Consider the following 25323-nt stretch of genomic DNA (forward strand, 5'->3'; position numbering starts at 1 on the left):
GCGGTGGTATGTGTGGCGGTGGGCAGGCGTCGGATGCGCAGGCCACGCCGCTTAATCTTTGCTCAAGCCGCGCCGGGCACTCATACTAGCGTTCTGATTGGCCTGACCCAGCTGTGCGGAGCGGTAGATGAAATTTATACACCAGCGCGAACACCTCAACGAAGACGACGTCGTCGTGATCGAGTGCTCGCAGACCTGCAATATTCGCCTGATGAGCGATGCCAACTTCCGCAGCTTCAAGAATGGCGGCCGGCACACCTACCACGGCGGCGCGTTCGACACCTTCCCGGCCAAGATCACAGTACCGAGCAGCGGTTTCTGGAACATCACCATCGACACAGTCTCGCGCAAAGCCATCAGCGTCACACGCAAGCCGACGCTCAAGCATTCAATCAAAATCGTGCGCAAGTCGACCTCGCGGCTGAGCTGATCCCTAGTTTTAACCTGAGCCGCAAAAAAGCCCGCTTAAAGAGCGGGCTTTTTTGTGTCAGGGGTGAGTCACGTGGGTTTGACCGTTGCGCTAGGCCGTACCACCAGCCAAAGCGCGATGGCAATCAGCACGCCGCCATACAGGTAGGCCCAGGACAGTGGCTCATCCAGCAACAAGGCGCCCCAGAGTACGCCGAATGGTGGGATCAGGAAGGTGGTGGTGCTGGCCTTGATCGGGCCGATATCGCTGAGCAGGCGAAAATACAGCACATAGGCGAAGGCGGTGCAGATAAAGCCCAGCCCAGCCAGGGACAGCCAGACCTCTAGCCCGCCCCAGCTGGCCGGCGGCTGCACAACCAGAGAGCCGGCGAACCAGGGCAGTAGAAACAGGCTGGCACCACAGAGGCTGGCAAAGGCGGTCAGACGGTTATCCAGGCCGCCTTGTTGGCCGATCCAGCGTCGCGTTAGAAAGCCGGCAAAACCGTAACAGGCGGTAGCCACCAGGCAGGCAGCGGCGCCCCAGAGCAGCGGTAAATCAAACTCCACCGGGCCGGTGCGGGTCAGCACCGCTACCCCGAACAGGCCGATGGCCACCCCAGCGGCTTTGCTCCAGGTCATGGCTTCAGCAAAGAACAGCATGCCGATTAGCACCCCCATCATGGGTGTGGTGGCATTCAGAATCGCGGAGTAGCCCGCGGGCAGTACCAGTGCAGCCATGCAATACATGGCTGAGGGCAAGCCGGCGTTGATTACCCCGAGGATCAGGCAGTGTTTGAGTTTGCCGCTGAAGTCCCACCGCACCCGCATCAGTAACAGAATGGCGAATAAGCCAAGCATGCCCAAGCTGGCGCGGAAAAATGCGGTTGGCATGCTGCCCAGTACGGGCGCGACGATGCGCATAAACAGAAAGCTGGCGCCCCAGATGGCAGCCAGCAACAGCAGACGGATCAGGTCGGCAAGACGCACAACGAACTCCACATATTAAGAAAGGCGAGCAGTGTTGCTGGGCGCGTACGCCAAGGCAATTCGAAATGCGCTTTCAAAGCGGTCGAATGGCAATATTTCGTGGCAGATAAATCTGTATTCAGGCATTGCCGGCTTTTACTTGGTGCGGCCACTGGATAAGCTCGGTGGATTATCCGCATTTGATCTGCAGGGGTTCGTATATGCCACAGCAATGGCCGGCCAGCGCGATTGCCGCACTTATCCTCGACGGCTTCGATGATTACCGTGAGCAGTTCAGGCAGATCACCAATGGCGCGCGGGTGCGATTCGAACAGGCGCAATGGCAGGAAATTCAACAGGCTTCAGCCGCACGTATTGCCCTCTATGAAGAGTGCGTCGGTGCGGTCAGCGCGCGCTTGAGTCAGGAGTACGACGCTCAGGTGCTGCTGGATGTGGCGCAGTGGCCGCTGGTGAAGTCGGCTTACATCGCCCAGATCGACCTGCGCTACGACGATGAGCTGGCGGAAACCTGGTTCAACTCGATCTTTTGCGGGCTGTTCAGCCATGACCAGATCAACGATGGCTGCATGTTTATCCACACTACGCGCCCGGCGTTGCGGGTGAATGAGCGGGCGCCGCAAACACGGCTGTACGAACCCAAGGGCAATGTTGAACAGGCGCTGCGGCAGATTTTCGAGGATTTCAGTTTCGAAGTCGGCTATGAAAACCTGGAGCGCGATCTGGCGCGGCTGCTCAAGCAACTGCATGCCAATTTGCCGGATTGGGTGTGCAAGGACCCGGACCTGCGCATTGAGCTGTTCGCCTCGCGCCTCTATCGCAACAAAGGCGCGTACCTGGTTGGGCGGATCTACACCCGCGATGAGCAATGGCCGTTGGTGATTCCACTGCTGCACCGCGAAGGGCAGGGCATTCAGATTGATGCGCTGATCACCGATGAGGCGGAGGTGTCGATCATTTTCTCCTTCACCCGTTCCTATTTCATGGTGAGGGTGGGCTATCCGGCGGAGTTTGTCGGCTTCCTTAAGCGCATTCTGCCCGGCAAGCATATTGCCGAGCTGTACACCTCAATCGGCTTCTACAAGCACGGCAAGTCGGAGTTCTACCGCGCGCTGATCAATCACCTGGCCACCACCGATGACAAGTTCGTCATGGCCCCCGGGGTGCGCGGCATGGTGATGAGCGTGTTTACCCTGCCGGGTTTCAATACCGTATTCAAAATCATCAAGGACCGTTTTTCGCCGTCGAAAAACGTCGACCGCAATACGGTGATCGAGAAGTACCGGCTGGTAAAAACTGTCGACCGGGTAGGGCGTATGGCCGATACCCAGGAGTTCGCCGATTTCCGCTTTCCGCTGAGTAAGTTCGACCCCGAGTGCCTGGCCGAACTGCTGGAAGTCGCGCCGTCCACCGTCGAAGTGAAGGGTGATACGGTGCTAGTGCGCCACTGCTGGACCGAGCGGCGCATGACCCCACTCAACCTGTATGTGGAAAGCGCCAGTGCAGCCCAGGTGCGCGAAGCGCTGGACGACTATGGCTTGGCCATCAAGCAGCTGGCAGCAGCCAATATCTTCCCTGGCGACATGCTGCTGAAAAACTTCGGCGTTACCCGTCATGGCCGCGTGGTGTTCTATGACTACGACGAGATCTGCTTCCTCACCGAGGCCAACTTCCGGCGCATTCCGCCACCGCGTTACCCCGAGGATGAAATGTCGTCCGAGCCCTGGTACTCCGTGGCGCCGCTGGATGTATTCCCCGAGGAGTTTCCGCCGTTCCTGTTTGCCGATATGCAGCAGCGCAAGCTGTTCAACGAGCTGCATGGCGAGCTGTATGACGCCGATTATTGGAAGAGCCTGCAAGATGCCATTCGTGCCGGCAAGGTCATCGATGTATTCCCGTATCGGCGCAAGGATCAAGCCGACAGGGAGTATTGAGCAGCGTGCGCATGTCGTGTTGTGCGATTGCCGCCGGTGCCTGGCTACTGGCGGATAGTGCTGTTCTGAGGGCGGCTGAATCTGGCGAGGCTGCCGTTGAACTGGCGCCATTGTTGATCACTTCGCCACGTAGCACTGCGCGCTGGTTGAACACGCCGGCCGCCGTCACAGTTATTGATGTGGGCGTTGCGCCCGGTGAGCAGAACCTCGCGCTGGATGCTTTGCTGGCGCGCGTGCCCGGCGTGTTCAGCCTCAATCGTTACAACCTGGCTCAAGGCCTGCGCCCTGCGATTCGCGGATTTGGCGCGCGGGGCAATTTCGGCGTGCGCGGCATTCGCGTGCTGGTCGATGGGGTGCCCCTGACCATGCCCGATGGCCAAACTGAGCTCGACGGCCTTGATCCGGGCTTGGTTGAACGAATGGAGGTCCTGCGTGGCCCGGCTTCGGTGCTGTACGGCAATGCCGCAGGCGGCGTGCTGGCAATTGAAACGCGCGAGCCACCTGTAGTGCCCTTGATGCAGTTTGACCTCAGTGCGGCTGGGCTGGGTTATCAGCGTACACGTGGTGAAATTGGTGGCAGCGCCGGCAACCTGAGTGGTTTGCTCGCCTTCAATAGCACGGTTTTAGAGGGCTATCGCGAGCACAGCCAGGCGCACACCAACAGCCTCACCGGCAAGCTGCGCTGGTATGCGCCTACGGGGCGTCTGCGCCTGAATTTCAACGCCATCTACAACCGTGCTGAAGATCCGGGCGGCCTGACTGCCACTGAAGTAAAAAGGGATCGTCGTCAGGCAGCGCCGAATAACCTTCGGTTTGATGCCGATGAATACATTCGTCAACAGCGCTTGGGGCTGGTCTGGGATGGCTACGCTGCGGGGGCTGATGAGTACCAGCTGCGCAGTTACCTAGGACACCGCGAGTTTGGCAATCAGTTGGGGTTTGCCACCAGCGGGCAGACGACCTTCAAACGCTATTTCAGCGGCGTTGGTGGGCAGTACAGCCATTACCGTGAGCTGATTGGCCTGCCTCATAAAATCACCACAGGCTTCGAGCTAGAGGCGCAACGTGATGATCGTCGGCGGTATGACAACCTGCTTGGTGAGCGTGGACAATTGCGCCAACAACAAGATGAATCAGCGCTGAGCCAGGGGCTGTTTGTCGAAGATCAGATCGACCTGAGCGAGCAGTGGCAGGCCACGCTTGGGCTGCGTTATGACCAGGTACGTCTGGCGGTGGATGATTTTTATCTGGTCGATAATCGCAATGACTCAGGCTCGCGCAGCCTGGAAGATTGGAATTACAGCGCCGGTCTGAGTTATCGCATCACCCCGCAACAATCGCTCTATGCGCGCCTGGCCAGCTCTTTTGAAACACCCACCATCAGTGAGTTGGGTAATCCACAAGGCGGTGGCTTCAACAGCGCCTTGCAGCCGGCTCAGGCGTTTAGTCGTGAGTTGGGTATCAAAGGCGAATGGCCTGCGCTGCGTTATGCCTTATCGCTGTACCGCATTGAGCTTGAAGATGAGTTGGTGGGCTTTAGTCTGCCCGCCCAGCCTGGACGTAACTTTTATCGCAATGCCGGTGAATCACGCCGTGATGGCCTGGAGTTGAGCCTGGATTGGCAACTGGCCGATCATTGGCGTTGGTCTGCGGCCTATACGTTTAATCGTTACCGTTTTGAGACGTATCAAACCACGGCGGGCGATTTTTCCGGCAAGCGTATCCCCGGTATTCCGCAGCAAACCCTCTTCAGCGAACTGGCTTATGAACAGCAAGGCGCCTATGTGCGGCTCGGCGTGAGCGCTCAGTCGCGGGTATATGTTGACGATGCGAATAGCCGTTCTGCTCCTGGTAATGCCGTGTTCAATGTGCGCCTAGGTAAGCGTTATCAGATGAGCGAGCAAAGCGTGGAACCGTACGTGGGTATCGATAACCTGCTAGGGCGTGAGTATTTCGATAACCTGCGCATCAACGACGCCAATGAACGTTACTTCGAGCCCGGTCCCGGGCGTACCTTTTATGCTGGCCTGCGAGTCCTGTTTTAACCTGTTACGACGGAGTTGAAGCAGTTTCAATCAGCCTGAACTAGGCTGGAATGAGGTGTCCAATCACCTATGTCGATGTCTTGGGTTGGAGGCTATTGTATGAACACCAAGTTGCAGAATGCCTTGCTTGATTTGTTGGTTGCCCTTGGCCTGTGTGAACGGCCAAAACTGCAGCCAATCCCCGTACGCAGTAATTCCCCCGACTCCAAGTCGGTACCTCCACGGCGTTAGGTCTTTGTGCCTGTTTGCATGCGTCAGCGCCGGTCAGCTTTTGTCTGTGCCGCTTACACTTATTGCGCAAATTGTCCCAGATCATGATTGCCTGCTTTAAAACAAGCATTTGCTAGCGCGTTGTCAGCGCTGTGCTAGACCTACACCTGAAGTTGTGCAAATAGCTCAGACAGGGATAGCTCCAATGCGCCAGAACCTCCCAGTGACTCAACGGGAAAGAACGTTTCCCGCCAATGAACGGCTGATTTCCACCACCGACCTGAACAGCAATATCACCTATTGCAACGATGCCTTTGTCGAGATCAGCGGTTTTACTCGCGAAGAGCTGCTCGGTCAGCCGCACAATCTGGTGCGCCATCCCGATATGCCCCCCGGTGTGTTTGCTCACATGTGGGAAACCATTAAACAGGGCAAGCCCTGGATGGGCGTCGTCAAAAATCGTGCAAAAAATGGTGATTACTATTGGGTCAGCGCCTACGTCACGCCGATCTATGAAAATGGCCGGGTGGCTGGCTACGAATCGGTACGTTCTCTACCTGATGAAGCGCAGAAACGCCGAGCTGAAAAACTCTATGCCCGCCTGCGTGAGGGCAAGCCTCCTGTGCCAAAACTGGAGTACTGGACCTACGATATCATTCAGTCATGGCCACTGATTCTGGCGTGCGTGCTGATTCTTGCTGCACACGCAGTGCTCAGTGGTACTTGGCTTTTGGGCTTCATTTTTGCGGTGCTGTTCGGGCTCGGGTCCTATCAACTGCACGCTAAAAGCAGTTTGATCAGGGACACACTTGCCGAGCACCCCAAGGCATTTACCAGTGCTCTGGTAGCCCTGACCTATACCGACAGTCGCGGTGCACAGGCATTATTGGATATGGCGATGATCAGTGAGGACGCACGACTTCAGACCGCGCTGACACGCATTGAAGACGCAGGTAACAATGTCAAAAAGCATGCCGCGCGCTCGGCCGACCTTTCACGTTCCGGGGCGCTGATGCTTGATCAACAGCGTAGCGAAACCGATCAGTCCGCCACTGCAATCAACCAGATGGCAGCAACCATTCAGGAGGTGACGCACAACGTGCAGAGCACCTCGCATGCCGCTGAGGAAGCAGACCGGCTGGCTAAACAGGGCCTGCAACTTGCCAGTGGTAGCCTCGACTCTATGCAGCATATGGCTAAGGCCGTGGTCGATATTGGTCAGGCCGTCAATGACCTGGCCAACTCGACACAATCCATTGGCAGCGTTGCTGATGTGATTACCTCGATTGCTGAGCAAACCAACTTGCTGGCGCTCAACGCTGCCATCGAGGCGGCGCGAGCGGGTGAGCAGGGACGTGGCTTTGCGGTGGTGGCCGATGAGGTGCGTTCATTGGCATCACGTACGCGTGAGTCGACCGAGCAGATTCATCAGATTATTTCGTCGCTACGCGCAGGGGCTGAACGTGCGGTGGTAACCGCAGGCAAGGGCGAGGCGATTTCCAATCAGAGCGTTGAAAGTGTCGAGTCGGTCCGCACCGCGTTAAGCGGCATCAGTGAAGCCGTCAGCCGCATCACTGGCATGAGCCAGCAAATGGCATCTGCATCCGAAGAGCAAAGCCATGTGGCGGAAGACATCAGCCGACAGATCACGCAGATTGCGCAACTCTCTGACCGCAGTGCCGAGCAGGCGCATCAGGGCGCAGTTATTGGCCAGGAGCTGGAAGATATGGCCGATTATCTGCACAGCCTCGCGGAGCGCTTCAATCGCTGAGTGATGATTTGGCCGGATGCCTGTCGGCTCGCCTCTGAGCTGAGCCGATTTTCGATGTGTTATGGCAAACTGCGCGGCTGAGGAGAAACCGATGCCACGCCCGCAATGCCTACGTTGTGCCCGTCCGATTGAGCGCTGTTTATGTGCGCTGATTCCCTTTCTAAATAGCCGTACTCGGGTGCTGATCCTGCAGCATCCGAGTGAGGTCAAGCATGCGCTGAATACCGCACGTCTTGCGGCTCTTGGCCTGAGTAATGCTGAGTTGCTGGTAGGTGAGGTCTTCGAGTCGCTTGCTGCACTGCTGCAGCCGCCTGGCTATCGTGCGTGTTTGTTGTTCCCCGGCGAGCATGCGCAAGCGTTACGGGCGTTTGCTCAACAGCACAGTGAGCAGCCGCTGCTGCTGGTGGTGCCTGACGGCACATGGCGCAAAGCCCGTAAGCTGTTGCACCTCAATCCATTGTTGGCAACTTTGCCCAGAGTTGTATTACCGGAGGGATTGCAGTCACGTTATCGCTTGCGCAAAGCGCCGATGCCCGGTGCTTTATCAACCATCGAAGCGATTGTGACTGCCCTGAATATCGTTGAGGCTCCAGTCTGTTTCGATGGGCTGCTCACACCCTTTGAGGCATTGATTGAGGGGCAGATTGAGGCGATGGGTGAACAGACTTTCCTGCGTAACCACGGCAAGCCGGATGCATCAGGCGTCAGATAAGGCATTTCAGCGCTCACGCATGGCTTCCGAGCGTGCCTTCAATACTGGTTTGAGCAGGTAGTCGAGCACACTTTTTTCACCGGTGATGATGTCGACCGTGGCAACCATGCCAGGGATGATCAGCAATGGATGTTCATCGCTGCCTAGGTGGCTCTTATTGGTACGTACCTGGATCAGGTAGAAACTATTGCCTTCCTCATCGGTAATGGTGTCGGCGCTGATCAGTTCGAGGTTGGCCTTGAGTCCACCGTAGATGGTGTAGTCGTATGCGGTAAATTTGACCATGGCTTTCTGCCCAGGGTGCAGGAAAGCGACATCCTGCGGGCGTACCTTGGCTTCAATCAGCAGGCTGTCATCCAGCGGTACGATTTCCAGCATGTCACTGCCGGGTTGAACGACGCCGCCGATGGTGTTGACCTTGAGTTGTTTGATCACCCCGCGCACGGGTGATACCACGGTGGTGCGGCTGACGCGGTCATCAATCGCAACGCTGGTAGCGGTGAGCTTCTGCAGTTCGGTGCGGATTTCGTTGAGTTCCTTGAACGCGTCTGAGCGAAAGCTCAGTTCCGATTCTTCAATCTTGCTTTTGATCTCATCCATCGCCGACTCGGCTCTTGGGATCGCCAAGTTGGTGGCATCCAATGAGCCGCGTATTTCCACCAAGCTGCGACGCAGGCGGAGGATTTCCACTTGGGAAATGGCGCCTGTTGCGACCAGGGGTTGCGACATATTCAGCTCCTGCTGCAGCAGGCCCATACTGGAGCGGTATTGCTGAGCCTTGGCGCGAAATTCGGCCAGTTCCTGGGTTTTTTGCCGCAGCTGTTCGCCGAGAGTGCGTTGTTCGCTTTGCAGGCGATTCTGTCGAGATTGATAGAGCGCCAGCTCATCCTCAGCCAGTTGTGGGGCTTCGCGCAGAATATCCGCCGGCATGCTGAGAGGACGTCCTTCAGCTTCTGCGGTTAACCGCTCGACCCTTGCCACCAGAGCCAGGCGATCGGCTTCGGCTTCGCCTCGATTGGAGAGAAAGCGCGTGTCATCCAGACGCAGTAGCACAGCGCCTTTTTCGACAATCTGTCCTTCGCGTACAAAAATCTCGCTGACGATGCCGCCTTCCAGGTTCTGAATAACCTGGATCTTGCTGGATGGGATGGCTTTGCCTTCACCAGTAGTGACTTCTTCCAGCACGGCAAAGTTGGCCCAGATCAACGCCACGATCAGGCATGTGCTCACCACCCAGACGGTGATACGGGTGAACCAGGGCGAGTCTTCGAGAATGGCGCCGTCGACTTCCGGCATAAACTCGGTGTCCTGCTTGCGCTGGCGCATGCTGGCGAAGTAGTCGCGAATCGAGGTGCTTATTTGCATGACCGTTCCTATACCGCAGCAGGGCCAACTCGACCTTTGCGTAGCGCTTCAATTACTGCTTCTTTCGGGCCGTCTGCAACAATATGGCCGTTATCCAGCACCACCAGACGGTCTACCAGGCTGAGCATTGAAGCGCGGTGAGTGATCAGCAGCATGGTTTTACCCTGGGCCCAGGTTTGCAGGCGGTTGCGTAGGATTTCCTCGCTGGTGTTATCCATGGCGCTGGTGGGTTCATCCAGCAGCAGGATGGGTGGATCAAGTAGTAACGCGCGCGCTAGCAGTACGGCTTGACGCTGACCACCGGAAAGCAGCTGGCCTCGCTCACCCACGGGGCGATCGAAGCCTTGCGGATGTTGCCGGGCCAGATCGACCACACCGGTCAGCTCAGCCACTTCTAGCATGCGCGCATCGCTGACATAGCGTGCGCCCAGTGTCAGGTTATCGCGCAGGCTGCCGGCCAGCAGTGGTAGGTCATGGGCGACGTAACCAATCTGGTGGCGTAAGTCAGCCACGTCGAGCTGACGCAGGTCGAGATTGTCCAGCAGGATTTGCCCTTTGCTGGGGCTGTAGAAAGCCATGACCAGGCGCGCCAAGGTGCTCTTGCCTGAGCCGCTGCGGCCGATGATGCCGATACGTTCACCAGCTGTCAGCCGCAGGCTCACGCCTGCAAGCGCTTGGGTGCTTTGTCCCGGGTAGCTGAATGTAACGTCGCGTACATCCAGTGCCCCATGCAGTTGGGTGCGGTCTAGTGGTCGTTGTTTGGCCTGACGCTCCTGCGGCAGGGCCATCAGCGCATCGGTGCTGGTCATGGTCAGGCGCGCTTGCTGGTAGCGGGTGATCAGTCCAGCGATTTGCCCCAGCGGCGCTAAAATACGGCTGCCCAGCATGTAACAGGCCACCAGTGCACCCACACTGAGCTGGCCGGCGATGATGATGTATACCCCCGCGATGATGGTGGCCATGCCCGCGAATTGCTGCAGAAACAGTGTGCCGTTGGTGGCGATCGAGGCCAGTGAGCGAGCATGAATATCGAGACGGGTGAGGGCACCATGGGTTTTTTCCCACTGGTGCTGGCGTTCACTTTCTGCGCTGCAAGCCTTCAGGGTTTCCAGGCCGCCGAGGGTTTCGATCAGCAGTGCTTGGCGTTGTGAGGCCAGTTGCAGACTTTTTTCCACCGTATCGCGCAGACGCGCCTGGATGATAAAGGCGAACAGCGCGGTGATCGGAAACGCCAGCAAGGGGATGACCACCAGCCAGCCGCCGATCAGCCAGATCACCGTAATCATCAGAAATGAGAAGGGCAGGTCGATCAGGCTGGTGAGGGTGACGGCCGTGAGAAATTCACGCAAACCCTGAAAATCATGAATGCTCTGGGCAAAGCCGCCTATGGTGGCCGGCCGGGCTGTCATCGACATGCCAGTGATGCGCTCGAACAACGTGGCCGATAGCACCACATCGGTTTTCTTGCCTGCGGTATCGAGCAAGTGCGAGCGCAGGATTTTCAGCAGCAACTCGAAGCCCATGCCAATAAACAAGCCGATGGCCAGAACCCAGAGCGTTGAGGTGGCCTGGTTGGGCACGACGCGGTCATAGGTCTGCATGACGAACAGCGGCACCATCAGGCCGAGCAAGTTGATCAGTAGGCTGGCGAGAATGGCATCGGTATACAACCAACGCGACAGCTTCAGTGTGTCGCGAAACCAGGCTTCGATACGCGGTACGAGCGGAGAACGTGCTTCTTCCAATTCATGCCGTGGTCGGGCAAAGAAGGCTTGGCCGCTGTACTCGTTGGCCAGTTGTTCACGGCTGACCCACTGTTCGCCGCCGTCGGCTTCGCAGGGCAGTATTTGCGCTTGGTTCTTCGGGCCCCATTGACGCAACACCGCGCTACGGCCGTTTTTCAACAGCAGCAGAACGGGCAGGTTGAGGGTTGAGATGCTGGCCAGATCGCGTTGCAGCAAACGCCCTTGCAAACCCGCCCGCGCTGCAGCGCGGGGCAGTAACTCAGGAGTCAGGCGCTGCTCTGGCAAAGGCAGGCCTGCACTCAAGCTGCCACGGCTGGCTGAGCAGCCGTGGAGTTTGCAAAGAATCAACAAGCCATCAAGCAGCGGGTCGTCGTGATTAAGACGCGGGTCGCTGGATGACCCCGGCCGTTCCATGGTGGTCAAGGTTACTACTCCTTATGCCGGTTCTATTTCATTGCCGGCAGACGGGCCTCGCTCTTCACTTCAGTGAGGGCTACAGCTTCTGCCGGTACTACCACTTGCTGCTGACGCAACAAGTCACCCATCGCTGCGGTTACCCGGTACATCGAGAACTCTTCGCTAAAGCGCACTTCGCTGTAACGCCGATTAGCGGTAAAGAGCTCGTTTTCACTGTCCAAGAGGTCGAGCAGGGTGCGTTGGCCAAGGCTGAATTGCTGTTGATAGGCTTCGCGAACTCGTGCGGTGTAGTCTGCGTAATCACGCGCTTTGGGGGTTTGCAGGCGTGCGTTTTCCATGGCGTTCCAGGCCAGGGAGAGGTTTTCGTTGAGTACGCGTAGGGCGTTGTTACGGATGTCCATCGACTCATTAATCTGGTGTGCAGTCGACTGTAGGCGTGCTCTGTCGCGCATGCCGTTGAACAGGTTGTAGTTCATCACCACAGCCGCACGCCAACCATTGTTATGGCCCTCATCGCCCTGGGTGTTGTTGTCGGCATTGGTGGCCAGCTCAAGGTCAACACGTGGGTAGAAGGTTGATTTGGCAACTTCGTATTGTTTTTCGGCTGCCTGGACGTCGGCCTGTGCGGACTTCAGGAACGGGTTGTTATCAATCACGGCTTGGCGGGCGCCATCCAAGGTCTCTGGCAATGAGCCCTTGAGTGAGGCGGGCGAGTCCAGCTCGTCCGGCATGCGGCCAACGGCACTGAAGAAATTGGCTTCGGCATCGGCAAGGTTTACCTGCTCGGTGTAAAGGTTGTTCTCTGCCAGGGCCAGACGTGCTTCAGATTGGTCCAGGTCCGCCGTGCTGCCAACGCCTTGCTGGCTGCGCAGGCTGATTTGATCATTGATACGTTGGTGGGCCTGTAAGTTGTTACGTGCCAACTCGACCATTTCACGGCGCATCAGCAGATCCAAATAGACCTCAACGGTACGCAGAGCCAGGCTTTCCGAGGTGCCCAGGAGCCGATAAGCCCGCGAGTTGACCACTGCTTTGGTGCGCTCGACTTCATTGGGCGTATTGAAACCATCAAAGATCATCTGCCGCAGGCGCAGCTCAGATGTGCCGTAATTCAGGGTTTCAGTGTTGTGGTTGCCCAGTGCTCGTGTGCTGGGGCTGTCGGTATTTTCGCGACCGTAGCCCATCAGCAGGTCGACGGTTGGCAGATAACCGCCTTTGGCAATTTTGACTTCTTCATCCGATGAAAGGCGGCTATTGGCCCCTGCATGCACCTCCGGATGGTTGTCCAGAGTGCTCTGGATCGCCTCCGATAATGTGATGCCTTGTGCCTGGGTACAGACCGCTGCCAGCACGATACTGCTCCATAGAGGGTTGAGTGCGCGCATCTGGAAACTCTCCTTATAAGACTTGCTTAATTCCGTCGCCAAAAAAATGGCTTTTTTGTCTTGTTGATTACTCTCCGCCTGTAACATCACAGCTAAGAACACTTTTCAGCGTAGCTAAGAAAAAATTGTTACAAGCCATATAAGAAAAAAATCTTATGCAGACTGATAAAAGCAGCACATTGTTTTCATCCAGAAGCCGTGCATTTCGTGCTTTTAAGTGTCGTGCGCGGCTAAAACAGATGGTCAGATGCAAAATAGGGGCGGGATCTTGCTGGTGTAATTGGCGACGTGAGTCAGGGTGACAGTTTTTTGTCGTTATTGTTTTTGAGTGTTACGTCGTTTCAACAGCCAGTGGTTTTGTTCTCTCCTTGAAAGGTATTTCGACCTTTTTTGGCATACGTGTCGGCGGTGGTCGGCAGTTGTAGTGAGGATGGAATCATGGCTACTTTGATTGGTGTCGTCAGCCAAGTTATCGGCGAAGTCTATGCAGTAGCTGGCGACGGAACGCGTCGGCCGCTCAGTGAAGGCGATCGAGTTTTTGCGGGGGAACAAATCGTTACTGGGGCCGCTGGATCTATTGCGGTTGCCATGAGCAATGGGCAGCAACTGACTCTGGGCCGCGACAGCAGCCTGAATCTCAACGAGCAAATGCTCGCCGATAATTCCAATTCACAAGTCCCCACCGCTGAAACGCCTCCAGCAGCGCCGAGCGATGGCGACTTAACCGACGTTGAGCAATTGCAGGCCGCAATTGAGGCCGGCGTCGACCCGACTCTTGAAGGTGAAGCAACCGCTGCGGGCCCAGGTGCGGGTGGTGCCGGCGGTGCCGGTGGTGTGGGCGGCGGTCATTCGTTTGTACTGCTGGGTGAAACCGGCGGTGCGCTTGATCCGATCATTGGCTTCCCAACCGAAGGGCTGAGCACTGGGCCGGAGTTTCCAGATCCTGAGCCGGTGGTTGCTGATGAGGCGCCAGATGCCCCGGATTTCACTCCAGATATTGATATTGAATACGAGGACGGCAGCGGCACCTTGATTGCCGGCCCTGCGGTTGTGGATGAAGAGGGATTGGCGAATGGGAGTAACCCCTCCAGCAACTCAGAACAAGCCAGTGGCACCATCATCATCAATTCACCGGACGGTCTGTCTGCGCTGGAAATCCTTGATGTCAACGGTAGCTGGGTAAATGTAACCGGCGGTGGAGTCGTTCAAGGTCAGTACGGCACTCTCACCGTGGATGCGGCCGGTAACTGGACTTATAGCCTTACCAGCAACACGCTTAATCACATAAATCCGAATGCAACGGGGGCTGCCGATCAGGTTGGCGAAAGCTTCCCTGTGCGGATGTTTGATCTCGACGGTGACGTATCCCCTACGGTACTGATTGACGTTCTGGTGAATGACGATGGCCCACAAGCACAGCTAAGTGAGCAATCAGGTGAGTTGAGTTCCGTGGTTTTAGACGAGAGCCTGGCCAGCCTGGGCGGCGCCTATGCTGACGGAATTGCCTCAGCGGTGCTGAGCGCAGCGGTGGTGCAGTCGCAGTTTGACAGTGTGTTCGGTGCTGATGGCGCCGCGGCAGGTGATGACGGCACGGTATACAGCCTGGAACTGAGCGGCGACGATGTACCGAGCGGTCTGTTTGCGGTGGACGCCAGTGCCCCATTGGGCAAAGGCGAACAGATCGTCCTGAACCAGCTGGGCAACGTGATTACCGGCAGCGCCGGTGGCGTGGCGTATTTCACCCTGACCATCGACCCGGTCAGTGGTGAAGTGACCCTAGAACTGCTGGACAACCTCTGGCACGACGACACCGCCGATGCCGATGACAGCGAAGTACTGAGCCTGGCCGAAGGTGCACTGCTGCTGACCCAGACCGTAACCGACGGCGATGGCGACAGCGACAGCGCCTCGATTGACCTGGGCGCGGCGGGTGTCTTCAGCTTCGAAGACGATGGCCCCGTGGCACAACTCAGTGAACAACCTCGCGAACTGGGCAGCGTGCGGGTAGACGAGAGCCTGGCCAGCCTGGGCGGCGCTTACACCGACGGGATTGCCTCAGCGGTGCTAAGCGCAGCAGTGGTGCAATCGCAGTTTGACAGCGAATTCGGCGCCGACGGTGCGGCAGCCGGCGATGACGGCACCGTGTACAGCCTGCAGCTGAGCGGCGCGGATGTACCAAGCGGCCTGTTTGCCGTGGACGCCAGTGCCCCTTTGAGCAAAGGCGAGCAGATCGTCCTGAACCAGCTGGGCAACGTGATTACCGGCAGTGCCGGTGGCGTGGCGTATTTCACCCTGAGCATCGACCCGGTCAGTGGTGAAGTGACCCTGGAGCTGCTGGACAACCTCTGGCACGACGACACCAGCGATGCCGATGACAGCGAAGTACTGGCGCTGGCTGAAGGTGCACTGCTGCTGACCCAGACCGTAACCGACGGCGATGGCGACAGCGATAGCGCATCGATCGACATTGGTGCTGCCGGGGCGTTCAGTTTTGAAGACGATGGCCCGCAGGCATGCATCCATTTGAAAGGTCCATGGGCACAGGTCGTACATGATGAGAGTGCGGGGCAGCAGAACTTCTTCACTTCCTGGTGGAAGCCGGGAGACTGGGACAATGATGTCAGCTCAGCTTCTGTTTTCGATGGTGTGAGCAATAAAGGCTTCGACATTGATCCTGCTGGTTTTGCCCGGAGTCTGACGCCAATTGTCGGTACTTTCGGCAGCAGTTATGGCGCGGATGGCAAGGGCAGTACTGTGCTCAGTCTGGAACTGAGCGGTGCCCAAGGCAGTGACTCGGGCCTAAGAACCACCGATGGCAAACCGATCAATCTCTACCTTGAGGGCGCTTTGATCGTGGGGCGTGTTGCCAGTGGCGATGCTGTTGGTCCAGCAGCCTTCGCTGTGGCCATTGGTGGCGATGGTTCGATCAGTGTGGTCCAGTACATGTCACTGAAGCACCCGGCTGGCGGCAGCAGTCATGACGAAGCCGTGAATCTGCTTGGCAAGATCAAAGCCGTCGTGACTGTCACCGACGGCGATGGTGACGTGGCAGTGGATAAGGTCAGTATTGGCCATGTGATCGGTTTTGAGGACGATGGCCCGCTTGCCAGCGTCAAGCTGATTCAGGGCGCGGTCGTTGTGCATGACGAATCGCATGGGCTGCAGAATGCCAGCGCAACACCTACTGCTCCTGAAGATGCCAATGACCATGACAGTAATGGCGTATCCGGCCTATTCAATAGTGTAGTCAACAGAGGTGGTGATCTTTCCCCTAAAGGTTATGCGCAAAGCAATGGTCCTTTGGTAAGTACCGCTGGCAGCAGCTATGGCCAGGATCAGGAAGGTGCTACTTCAAAACTCAGCCTGGCGATTGTTGGGGGTAATGGGGTTGATTCTGGGCGTACAACCACTGCGGGTTTCACCATCAAGCTGTACATGGAAAACGACCTGGTTGTCGGTCGTATTGTGGGTGGGCCAGATAATGGCAAGGCAGCCTTTGCTGTTGCCATCAGCGCGGATGGAACGATCAGCGTGGCGCAATATGTCTCGCTGCAGCATCCTACCGGTGGCAGTAGCTATGACGAAGCGGTAAGTCTCGCAGGCAAAGTGCAGGCAGTACTGACGGTGACCGATGGTGATGGCGATGTTGCGATCGACAAGGTTCAGATCGGTAGCGCTATTCGTTTCGAGGATGATGGCCCCAGCGCGAACATTAATCTCAAAGGCCCGTGGGTCGACGTCACCCACGATGAAACGACCGGATTGCAGAACTTCTGGACGACCTGGACGCCCGGTGATATCGGCGATGATGATGTGGCGTTCCTGTCAGCGTTTAACGGTGTGGCCAATAAAGGCACTGATATCACCCCCACCGGTTATGCCAAAAGCACGACGCCTGTAGTGACGACCCATGGCAGCAGCTATGGCGAGGACGAAGAGGGGGCTACCACCCAGCTCAGCTTGCTGGTCAAAAATGGCAATGGAACAGACTCTGGCCTGAAAACCACTGACGGCCACACCATTACGCTGCATCTAGAGGGTGCCTTGATCGTTGGGCGTATTGTTGGTGGCGGCGATACTGGCAAGGCTGCGTTTGCGATAGCCATTGGCGCAGACGGTTCATTGAGCCTGGCTCAGTATGTGTCGCTGCGGCATTCGCTCGGTGGTAGCAACTACGACGATGCCGAAACACTAGCTGGCAAGATTCTCGCCGTGGTTACAGTGACCGATGGCGACGATGATGTAGCGGTCGATACAGTTGATATTGGCAGCGTGATCCGTTTTGAGGATGACGGCCCCACCGCTTGCATCAGCCTGGTACGGAATGCGTCTGTGACCCATGACGAGTCAGCAGGCCTGCAGAATGCAGTGCTGACTCCCTCAATTGTGGGGGATGCAGATGATAACGACGTGGCGGATCTGTCTGCCTTGTTCAGTGGTGTAATGCATCCGGGCACTGATCTCGGTACAACAGGTTATGCGCAAAGCGCCACTTCAGTGGTGAGTACGGCAGGGAGTTCTGTCGGCCAGGACGAGGAAGGTGCGACGTCCGTGCTTAGCCTGGCTCTGCAGGGGAATAATGGGCAAGATTCCGGTCTGAAGACGACTGACGGTTTTACCATTCGCTTGAGTGTTGAAGGCTCACTTGTCGTCGGCCGAGTGGATGGTGGCAGCGAGAACGGAAAAGCTGCCTTTGCCGTTGCAATTGGCAGTGACGGCAAGTTGAGTGTGGCGCAGTACATTTCCATTCAGCACCTTGATAGCGGCAGTGCTGATGAGGCCCGGACACTCAGCGGCAAGATCAAGGCCGTATTGACCATTACTGATGGTGATGGTGATGTCGCGGTGGACAAAGTCGATATCGGCCATGTGATTCGCTTCGAGGATGACGCCCCAAGCGCCGGTCAAACCACGGCTGCGCTTGTGCTGGATGACGAAGGCCTGCTTGGTGGGATCAATGGTGGCCCGGAAGACGCCCTAGGAGCCGCTACGAGCACCAGTGGTAATCTGTTTTTTGCAGCAGGGGCTGATGGCTTGAAGTCACTTGCTCTCAGTGGGCCGGCAATGCTGGGCACTGAAACGGTTTCTTCCAGCTGGGATGCCGTGAGTCATACGCTAACCATTAGCAGCTCACGTGGCCCGCTGGTGACCGTTGTATTGACCAATCCCGCTACCGGTGCCTACACCATCAACCTGCTGAAACCGTTGATGCACTCTGCAAGTGGCACTGAGGACAATATCACCCTGAATATTGGCTACAAAGTGATGGACGGTGATAACGACACAGCGACCGGTTCACTGGTAGTTAGTATCGACGATGACTCGCCGACCATTCAGGCAGGCAACCTTTCAATAGATTCGTTTGTGACGTATCACGGCACCGACGCCAGCTATGCCAATAGTTATGGCTACTACATCAAGGGTGCCGATGGCACGCCACAGAGTGGGAAAGTAATCTGGGCCAACGTGCAGGATCAGGTCGATGGCGATACCTCTAGCCTGGCTGGACTCAACCCGGCCCAAGTCGGCTTCTTCATCATCCCCAATGGCGGTGCCAATAGCGGCTTGATCAATGGTGCTGAACTGACGTTCCAGCAGGTGGCGGGTAAATGGACAGCGTTCCTTGGCTCAACGGCGTTGACCGGTGATTTGGGGGCCAATGTCTTGTTCAGTGATGCCATCCTCAATCCAGGTGGCTCACACCTGCAGGACAACAGCGGCGTTGGCAATCAGAACTGGGAGGATGTGACCACTGGCTCTGATTATGACTACAACGACGTCAGCACAAATGTCACTTGGGGCAGTGGCTTGCAGCTGCAGGTTGATGAAACACGCCTGGATATTGATGTCAGTGCCAATTTTAGCGGCGTCTTCAATGTGCAGCCCGGAGCGGATGGGCTGCAACGCCTGAGCTACCAATTCGATGTCAACGACAGTGACAGTGGACTGGTCGATACCCTTACCAATCAAGCCGTGATGTTGAGTGTCAATGAGTTTGGTGTACTTGAAGGGCGCACGGCGGGTAGCGGTGAGCTGGTATTCAAACTCAGCGTTGATACCGCGGGTAAAGTCACCCTCGACCAACAGCGCGCAATTTTTCACAACACAGTAGATCCTGATGAGGCCAGGTTCCTTGGCTTAGGTCATATCTCACTCACCGCCACAGTTTTAGATAAGGACGGAGACTCTGCCAATGCCAGCATCGACCTGGGGGCAGTGATCAGTTTCCGTGATGATGGTCCGCGCTCTACGCCAAACAGCCTTGTGCAATTGGATGACGATGATCTCCCGGCTGGGTTGCCTGGCGGTACTGGCGACGATGGCGTTTCGCCCTTGCAGGGCACTCTCGGGCATGATTTTGGAGCAGATCGCGCGGGCAGTGTGCAGCTGCTTGAAAGTGGAACAGCCCCAGCTGGGTTCAGCTATGTGAAGGATGGTGACGACCTCTTGATCAAGCAGGGCAGCACCGATGTACTGCGTATCGAGTTGGATATCACCACGGGCGAATACCGGGTTATCCAGTTAGCAGCCATTCGCCATGAGGCTGGTAACAACGAGAACAATATCGGCTTTACCTTGAACTACCGCGTTACCGACAAGGACGGTGATTACGCTAACGGTATACTGCAGATAGACGTTGATGATGACACTCCAACGGCCAGTCATGTCACGGCAGTCAAACCCCTAGACGATGAAGGATTGCCGGGTGGCATCAATGGCGGTGACGCGGATGTCGCGGAAGCCTTGACCAGTATCAGCGGTTCTCTGGGTTACAGTGCAGGGGCTGATGGACTCAAGAGCATTGTGCTCAGCGGGCCACTTAGTCTGGGCAGTGAGGCTGTTACCTCAACCTGGCATGCAGCAACAAATACGCTGAGTATCAGCAGTCTTCGCGGGGTTCTGGTTAACGTAACGCTGACCAATCCGGCTACGGGGGCTTATACCGTCAATCTGTTGAAACCGTTGATGCACCCTGTTGCGGATACCGAAGACAACATAACCCTCAATATTAGCTACAGGGTAACTGACGGTGACGATGACCACGTTGATGGTTCTTTGGTCGTCACAATCAATGATGACACGCCCACCATCCAGGCCGGCAACATTGATACAGGCTCTTATGTCACTTTCTATGGCACGGATGCGGGTTACGCCAATAGCTACGGGTATTACATAAAAGGCCCTGATGGTTCCCCCGTCACCGGCAAAGTGATCTGGGCTAATGTGCACGATCAAGAGGCAGGCGATACCGCCAGCCTGAATGGTTTGGACCCCAACAGTGTTGGCTTCTTCATCATACCGAATGGTGGGGTCAACCCAGGCTTGGCTAATAATACTGACCTGACCTTCAAACTGATTGAAGGCAAATGGACCGCGATGCTGGGTGGGAACCCGCTGACCGGCGCAGATGGTGCCAATGTGCTGTTCAGCGCAGCTGGGCTCAATCCTGGCGGTTCACACCTGCAAGACACCAGCAACGCAGGGAATCAGAACTGGGAAGACAAGACCGAAACGTCTGATTACGACTACAACGATGTCAGCACCAGTGTTACCTGGGGTTCATCGTTGCAGGTTGACGAATCGAATTTCGATGTTGATGCCAAGGCTAACTTCAGCGGTGTATTCAATGTTCAGGCTGGCGCCGATGGGCTCAAGAAAGTCGATTATGAGCTGACCGTACAAAACACTACCACCGGTCTGGTGGACACGCTCACTAACAAGCCTGTCGTGCTCGGTATCAATCCTGCTGGCGTAATAGAAGGGCGTGCGGGCACAAATGGTGAACTGGTGTTTACCCTTTCGGTGGATGCTGGCGGCACTGTCACCTTGAATCAACTGCGCGCGGTAGTGCACCCCACCGCTGATGCGAATGAAGCCAAATTCCTTGGCGCAGGGTATGTCAGTCTGAAAGCCACTGTTACTGACGGTGATGGAGATACCCGCAGCGCTGACCTCGATATCGGCAAGGTCGTCAGCTTCAGGGATGATGGGCCATTGGCCGTTGATGACAATCCAACAGCGCTGATGGAAGGCAGTGTGACAGCCATTCAAATCTCTGGGGTCGTTCTCGATAATGATGCTGCTGGTAATGATGGCGGTAAGGTCTTTGTGGCCTGGGATAATGCTGCCAATGGCGCAGCGATAGCCGAATTGGCCCGCTACGGAACTCTGGTCCTTAGCCATACCGGTGGTGGCTATAGCTTTGTTCTGGACAACAGTGATCCGGATGTCATCAACCTGCTTGATGGTCAGACCATCGCCCAGAGTCTGCAGTACAGCATGCGTGATGCGGACGGGGATATTTCTACCGCCAAGCTGACCATCACTATAGTGGGCAGTAACAGTGCTCCAGAAATTAGCGTTGATCCGGTGAGTAACCAAGTCTTCGAAGCGGGGCTTGATGGCAGCGGAACTGAAGCATTAAGTAGCAGTGAGTTTGCTGTGGGTACATTCAAGGTCTCTGACCCCGATGGTCTGAGTGACATCCTGGCGGTAACCATAAATGGACAGGAAATCCTGATCGGCGCTCTGGGCAGTAACAACCCAATTATTGGGAATCACGGCACTCTGACTATAACGGCCTATGACCCGGCGACAGGTGTTGCGCAATACCGTTATGAGTTGACGGAGCGTACCGAGAATGTACCTGGCTCTGAGCAAGATGAGTTTACGTTGACCACCCGTGACGCATCAGAAACATCTGCGCCGGCCAAGCTAACTATCGACATTGTCGATGACGTACCGATCGCCAAGGATAATTCGATCTGTGTTCCCGAAACGGGGTTGCCACCTTTCAGTGTCACCCTAATTATCGATCGATCCAGCAGCATGTCTTCCTTGGTAGAGGCCGATATTGACGGTGATGGTGACCTTGATACGGTTTCCAGGTTGCAAGTCGCGAAGCAGGCATTGGTCAATTTGATTGATAGCTATGTGTCGCTGGGTGTACCAGTTAACTTCAATCTCATTGGTTTCAGTAGCAACGCCAGCATGCTTTATGAAGGAACCAGTGCGGCGGCTGCTAAAGCGGCGATCCTCGATCCCGGCCTGAGCCCCAATGGCACGACTAATTACGAAGCTGCACTGAACCTGGCGAAAAGTGATCTTGAAGATGAACTGAGCCCCGGTGGCGAATACCTCCCCGGTTATCAGCACAAGGTCTACTTCCTCTCTGACGGTGAGCCGTACCCAAGCAGCAACGATGCCCCGGCCAGTTGGAAACCCTTTGTTGACAGTAATGGCATTGACGTCATTGCTGTGGGTATTCAGATCCCTGACGGTTCCGATGCGGAAGGAGAGCTCAAAGAGGTCGCCAACGGCACTGAAGAGGCCATGCTGGTGCAGAATCCAGATGAGTTATCTGCCGCTCTCGATGCCACTGTGCCTGATCCGGTTACGGGTAACCTGATCACCGATGTGGACGCTGTGGCAGGCGCTGATCTAGCAGGAGCTGACGGCCCGGTTACGGTGACACATATCAGCTTCATTGTTGCTGACGCGTCGGCTTATCAGGATGGCAGCGGTAATGATGCCGATAGCGTGGCCAATCTGGGCGCAGGACAGTTTCTGGTCACCTACAAGGTTGAGGGGGGCACGACTGGGCTAATTGACACCCCTAAAGGTGGCTTGCTAAAAGTCGCGGGGGACGGGACTTATACCTACAGTGCACCCGCCAATGTCTCAGGGGATAGCCAAGAGGTCTTCACCTACAGCATCAAAGATAGCGATGGCAGCAGTTCTGAAGCCAAGCTGACTGTGTGCATCGAGGATGGTGCACCGGTGGCACGGAACAATACCGTCAGTGTTGAGGAAAGTGGTTTGCGTCCATTCAGCCTCACCCTGATTCTGGACCGCTCAGGCAGTATGGATGATGACGTCATTAAGGCCGATCTGGATGGTGACGGTACTCTGGAAAATACAACTCGGCTGCAGGTGGCGAAACAGGCGCTGGTGAATTTGATTGACAGCTATGCTGCGCTGGGTGATCTGGGTCTGCTCAATATCAACTTTATTGCCTTCAGCGAAAATGCCTCATTGCGATATGAAGGCAGTGATCTGCTTGCGGCCAAGCAGGCCATTCTCGATGGTTCTCTGGGGGCCAGCGGCAGCACTAACTACGCTGCTGCCTTGAATATGGCGCGCAGTGAGATTGAGGATGAAATGACCCCTGGTGGCTCTGAGTATCTGGCGGACTACCAGCACAAGGTCTACTTCCTGTCTGACGGTGAGCCAAACCCGAGCAGTGCAGATGCGCCGGATGACTGGCAGAGCTTTGTCGATGGTAATGGCATTGATGTGATTGCCGTCGGGATTCAAATCCCCGATGGCTCCGATGCAGAGAATGAGCTCAAAGAAGTCGCAAATGCTCTTGAGGAAGCTGTACTGGTGCAGAATCCGGCTGAACTCTCTGCCGCGCTCGGTGAGACAGTGCCCGGAACGATTGATGGCAACGTGATTCTGGATGTGGATAGCGTGGCTGGGAAAGACCTGCCAGGCAATGACTTGCCTGTGACGCTTACCCAGATCAATTTTGCTGTAGATAATGCCAACCTGACGTTGTTGACCCAGTATCAGGGGCATGGCGCTACCTTGGTGGTCGGTTCTGCTATCACGATGGTGACTTTCAATGTCCCGGCAAATGGCAGCGATCTGATTATCGAAACCCCACTGGGTGGTACGCTGAGCATCGATAAAACAGGCTCTTATCATTACAGCTCACCCGGTAATGTCGCCTCAGGCGTGCAGGAAGTTATCACCTACACGATTGCTGATAGCGATGGTGATGCTTCCAGTGCTGATCTGATTATCAATGTAACGGACAGTGTTCCCTTCGCAGTCAATGATGTTCGCAGTCTGAACGAAGGTCATTGGGTCATGGGTACTGGCAATGATCTCTACTCGGCAGTGTTTGAGGTAGACGGTAGCTGGAGCGCTATTCCAGTGTCTCAGTCCCTGACACGTGGTGATATTTCCAATGCACCCAATGGTGGTCAGAAATCCAGTGATTCGTCAGGGTTTACTGTCGTTGCAGATACGGCTCATCCAGTTGAGATACGTTTTGACGCCACCGTTGGTGATTTCAACAGTGCCGACCGTTGGCAGGCTCAGGTATTCAAAGTCGGTTCTTCTTCTCCTGTTGCTGAGCTGCTGGGTCAGACTGGTAGTGTGGCTAACAAAACCATCGGCGGGATAACCGAGTCTGGAGCCTATTACGTAAGGTTTACAGTGTTCGATAACTCCACCAGTAACCGTGCAGATCTTGATATCAGTAGATTCTCTTACAGTAGTTACAGTTACACCCAGCCTAGTACTCAAACAGTGAACGTTACTGCGCCGGCACTGATGTGGGTCGCAGCCATGCTGAGTGGCAATCTACTCGCCAATGACCAACCCGGTGCCGATGCAGGTCTCAAGGTCACTGCCGTTGACGGTGTTGCTGTTGTGGTCGGTGGGGTAAGCATTGCTGGGGACTACGGCACGCTGCAAATAGCCTCTAATGGCCAGTACACCTACACACAGCATCAGCAGGACTACCACACAGGTGCATCGGACAGTTTTTCCTACAGCATTGTTGATGCTGATGGCAGCACGTCCAGTGCGATACTGACCATTAACCTGACGGATCATAATTACACTGCAACAGCTTCGAACAGCAGTGATTTCATTGGGGGTGAGGATGCCAATGACACCCTGAATGGGCTGAACGGCAACGACATCGTCTATGGCGGCGCTGGAAACGATACCCTCAGTGGTGGTTCGGGCAATGATCACCTGGTGGGAGGAGCCGGAGACGATATCCTCAACGGTAATGACAACAACGATATTCTTGAAGGCGGTGCTGGCGATGATCAGCTCTATGGCGGCGCAGGCAGTGATGCGCTACTCGGAGGGGCAGGTAATGACAATCTGCTGGGCGATGCCGGCGATGACATTCTGATTGGAGGTCTGGGCAACGACACCCTGACCGGTGGCGCCGGCAAGGATGCTTATGTATGGCGCGCTGGAGAGGAGGGTGGTGTAGACCGGGTGTTTGGTTTCTCGGTCGACATTAACGGTATCAGTTCTGACATGTTGGATCTTTCAGACCTGCTTTCGGGACTCCCAGATCAGCCCGGAGCCAGTGCATTGAATAGCTACTTGAGCTTTGGTTTTGCCAGTGGCAGCACAACAATCAGTGTGGATAAAGCTGGTGATGGAGGGGCTGTCGATCAGACGATCGTGCTTGAGGGCGTTGATCTCTCCAGCAGTGCGTATTACGGCAGTGCAGATACCGCGACCATTATCAGTGGAATGCTCGATGACAATGCTTTGAAAGTAGCGTGATAACCCGGATGTTGGAACAGATT

The 25323-nt window shown here is 56.0% G+C and carries 11 protein-coding genes; 7 read left to right on the plus strand and 4 right to left on the minus strand.

Going from position 1 to position 25323, the window contains the following annotated elements; translation table 11 throughout:
* Positions 1-127 precede the first annotated feature (127 nt).
* Complete coding sequence (locus tag HCI85_RS09145) at positions 128-430, plus strand: DUF1883 domain-containing protein (RefSeq protein ID WP_090256153.1); 303 nt, start codon at positions 128-130, stop codon at positions 428-430.
* Between the two features lie 68 nt (positions 431-498).
* On the opposite strand, the gene HCI85_RS09150 is transcribed toward HCI85_RS09145, so the two are convergent.
* On the minus strand, positions 499-1395 hold the full coding sequence (locus HCI85_RS09150) for a DMT family transporter (RefSeq protein ID WP_090256154.1): 897 nt from the start codon (positions 1393-1395) through the stop codon (positions 499-501).
* A 200-nt stretch (positions 1396-1595) separates the two neighbouring features.
* Here HCI85_RS09150 and aceK point away from each other — a divergent pair, with 200 nt between their 5' ends.
* From aceK to HCI85_RS09170, 5 genes are all read left to right on the plus strand, one after another.
* On the plus strand, positions 1596-3326 hold the full coding sequence (gene aceK / locus HCI85_RS09155) for a bifunctional isocitrate dehydrogenase kinase/phosphatase (RefSeq protein WP_167144419.1): 1731 nt from the start codon (positions 1596-1598) through the stop codon (positions 3324-3326).
* An 11-nt stretch (positions 3327-3337) separates the two neighbouring features.
* Positions 3338-5371 (plus strand): TonB-dependent receptor family protein, encoded by a 2034-nt coding sequence (locus HCI85_RS09160; protein WP_167144421.1) that lies wholly within the window; start codon positions 3338-3340, stop codon positions 5369-5371.
* Positions 5372-5470: 99 nt separating this feature from the next.
* Positions 5471-5602: a PA1414 family protein gene (locus HCI85_RS21165; RefSeq protein ID WP_262498997.1), complete on the plus strand. Its 132-nt coding sequence runs from the start codon at positions 5471-5473 to the stop codon at positions 5600-5602.
* Between the two features lie 184 nt (positions 5603-5786).
* Complete coding sequence (locus HCI85_RS09165; protein ID WP_167144426.1) at positions 5787-7352, plus strand: methyl-accepting chemotaxis protein; 1566 nt, start codon at positions 5787-5789, stop codon at positions 7350-7352.
* Positions 7353-7443: 91 nt separating this feature from the next.
* Positions 7444-8064, plus strand: coding sequence for a tRNA-uridine aminocarboxypropyltransferase (locus tag HCI85_RS09170; protein WP_167144428.1), 621 nt, complete (start codon positions 7444-7446; stop codon positions 8062-8064).
* A 6-nt stretch (positions 8065-8070) separates the two neighbouring features.
* Here HCI85_RS09170 and HCI85_RS09175 read toward each other — a convergent pair whose 3' ends face one another.
* Genes HCI85_RS09175 through HCI85_RS09185 form a run of 3 tightly spaced genes read right to left on the minus strand, consistent with a single transcriptional unit; the run spans position 8071 to position 12976 of the window.
* Positions 8071-9429, minus strand: coding sequence for an HlyD family type I secretion periplasmic adaptor subunit (locus HCI85_RS09175; protein WP_167144430.1), 1359 nt, complete (start codon positions 9427-9429; stop codon positions 8071-8073).
* A gap of 8 nt (positions 9430-9437) precedes the next feature.
* Positions 9438-11588, minus strand: coding sequence for a type I secretion system permease/ATPase (locus HCI85_RS09180; RefSeq protein WP_167145705.1), 2151 nt, complete (start codon positions 11586-11588; stop codon positions 9438-9440).
* 32 nt (positions 11589-11620) lie between these two features.
* Positions 11621-12976: a TolC family outer membrane protein gene (locus HCI85_RS09185; protein ID WP_167144432.1), complete on the minus strand. Its 1356-nt coding sequence runs from the start codon at positions 12974-12976 to the stop codon at positions 11621-11623.
* Between the two features lie 438 nt (positions 12977-13414).
* Here HCI85_RS09185 and HCI85_RS09190 point away from each other — a divergent pair, with 438 nt between their 5' ends.
* Positions 13415-25300, plus strand: a complete 11886-nt coding sequence (locus HCI85_RS09190; RefSeq protein WP_167144434.1) for a retention module-containing protein — start codon at positions 13415-13417, stop codon at positions 25298-25300.
* Positions 25301-25323: the final 23 nt, after the last annotated feature.

The sequence above is a fragment of the Pseudomonas sp. OTU750018 genome, from assembly GCF_011636575.1.
GTDB lineage: Bacteria > Pseudomonadota > Gammaproteobacteria > Pseudomonadales > Pseudomonadaceae > Aquipseudomonas > Aquipseudomonas peli.

What these genes read in the sequence shown, in the direction of transcription:
- aceK (WP_167144419.1), top strand. Translation starts at nt 1,596, where the DNA reads ATGCCACAGCAATGGCCGGCCAGCGCGATTGCCGCACTTATCCTCGAC.
- HCI85_RS09165 (WP_167144426.1), top strand. Translation starts at nt 5,787, where the DNA reads ATGCGCCAGAACCTCCCAGTGACTCAACGGGAAAGAACGTTTCCCGCC.
- HCI85_RS21165 (WP_262498997.1), top strand. Translation starts at nt 5,471, where the DNA reads ATGAACACCAAGTTGCAGAATGCCTTGCTTGATTTGTTGGTTGCCCTT.
- HCI85_RS09175 (WP_167144430.1), bottom strand. Translation starts at nt 9,429, where the DNA reads ATGCAAATAAGCACCTCGATTCGCGACTACTTCGCCAGCATGCGCCAG.
- HCI85_RS09170 (WP_167144428.1), top strand. Translation starts at nt 7,444, where the DNA reads ATGCCACGCCCGCAATGCCTACGTTGTGCCCGTCCGATTGAGCGCTGT.
- HCI85_RS09180 (WP_167145705.1), bottom strand. Translation starts at nt 11,588, where the DNA reads ATGGAACGGCCGGGGTCATCCAGCGACCCGCGTCTTAATCACGACGAC.
- HCI85_RS09160 (WP_167144421.1), top strand. Translation starts at nt 3,338, where the DNA reads ATGTCGTGTTGTGCGATTGCCGCCGGTGCCTGGCTACTGGCGGATAGT.
- HCI85_RS09190 (WP_167144434.1), top strand. Translation starts at nt 13,415, where the DNA reads ATGGCTACTTTGATTGGTGTCGTCAGCCAAGTTATCGGCGAAGTCTAT.
- HCI85_RS09185 (WP_167144432.1), bottom strand. Translation starts at nt 12,976, where the DNA reads ATGCGCGCACTCAACCCTCTATGGAGCAGTATCGTGCTGGCAGCGGTC.
- HCI85_RS09145 (WP_090256153.1), top strand. Translation starts at nt 128, where the DNA reads ATGAAATTTATACACCAGCGCGAACACCTCAACGAAGACGACGTCGTC.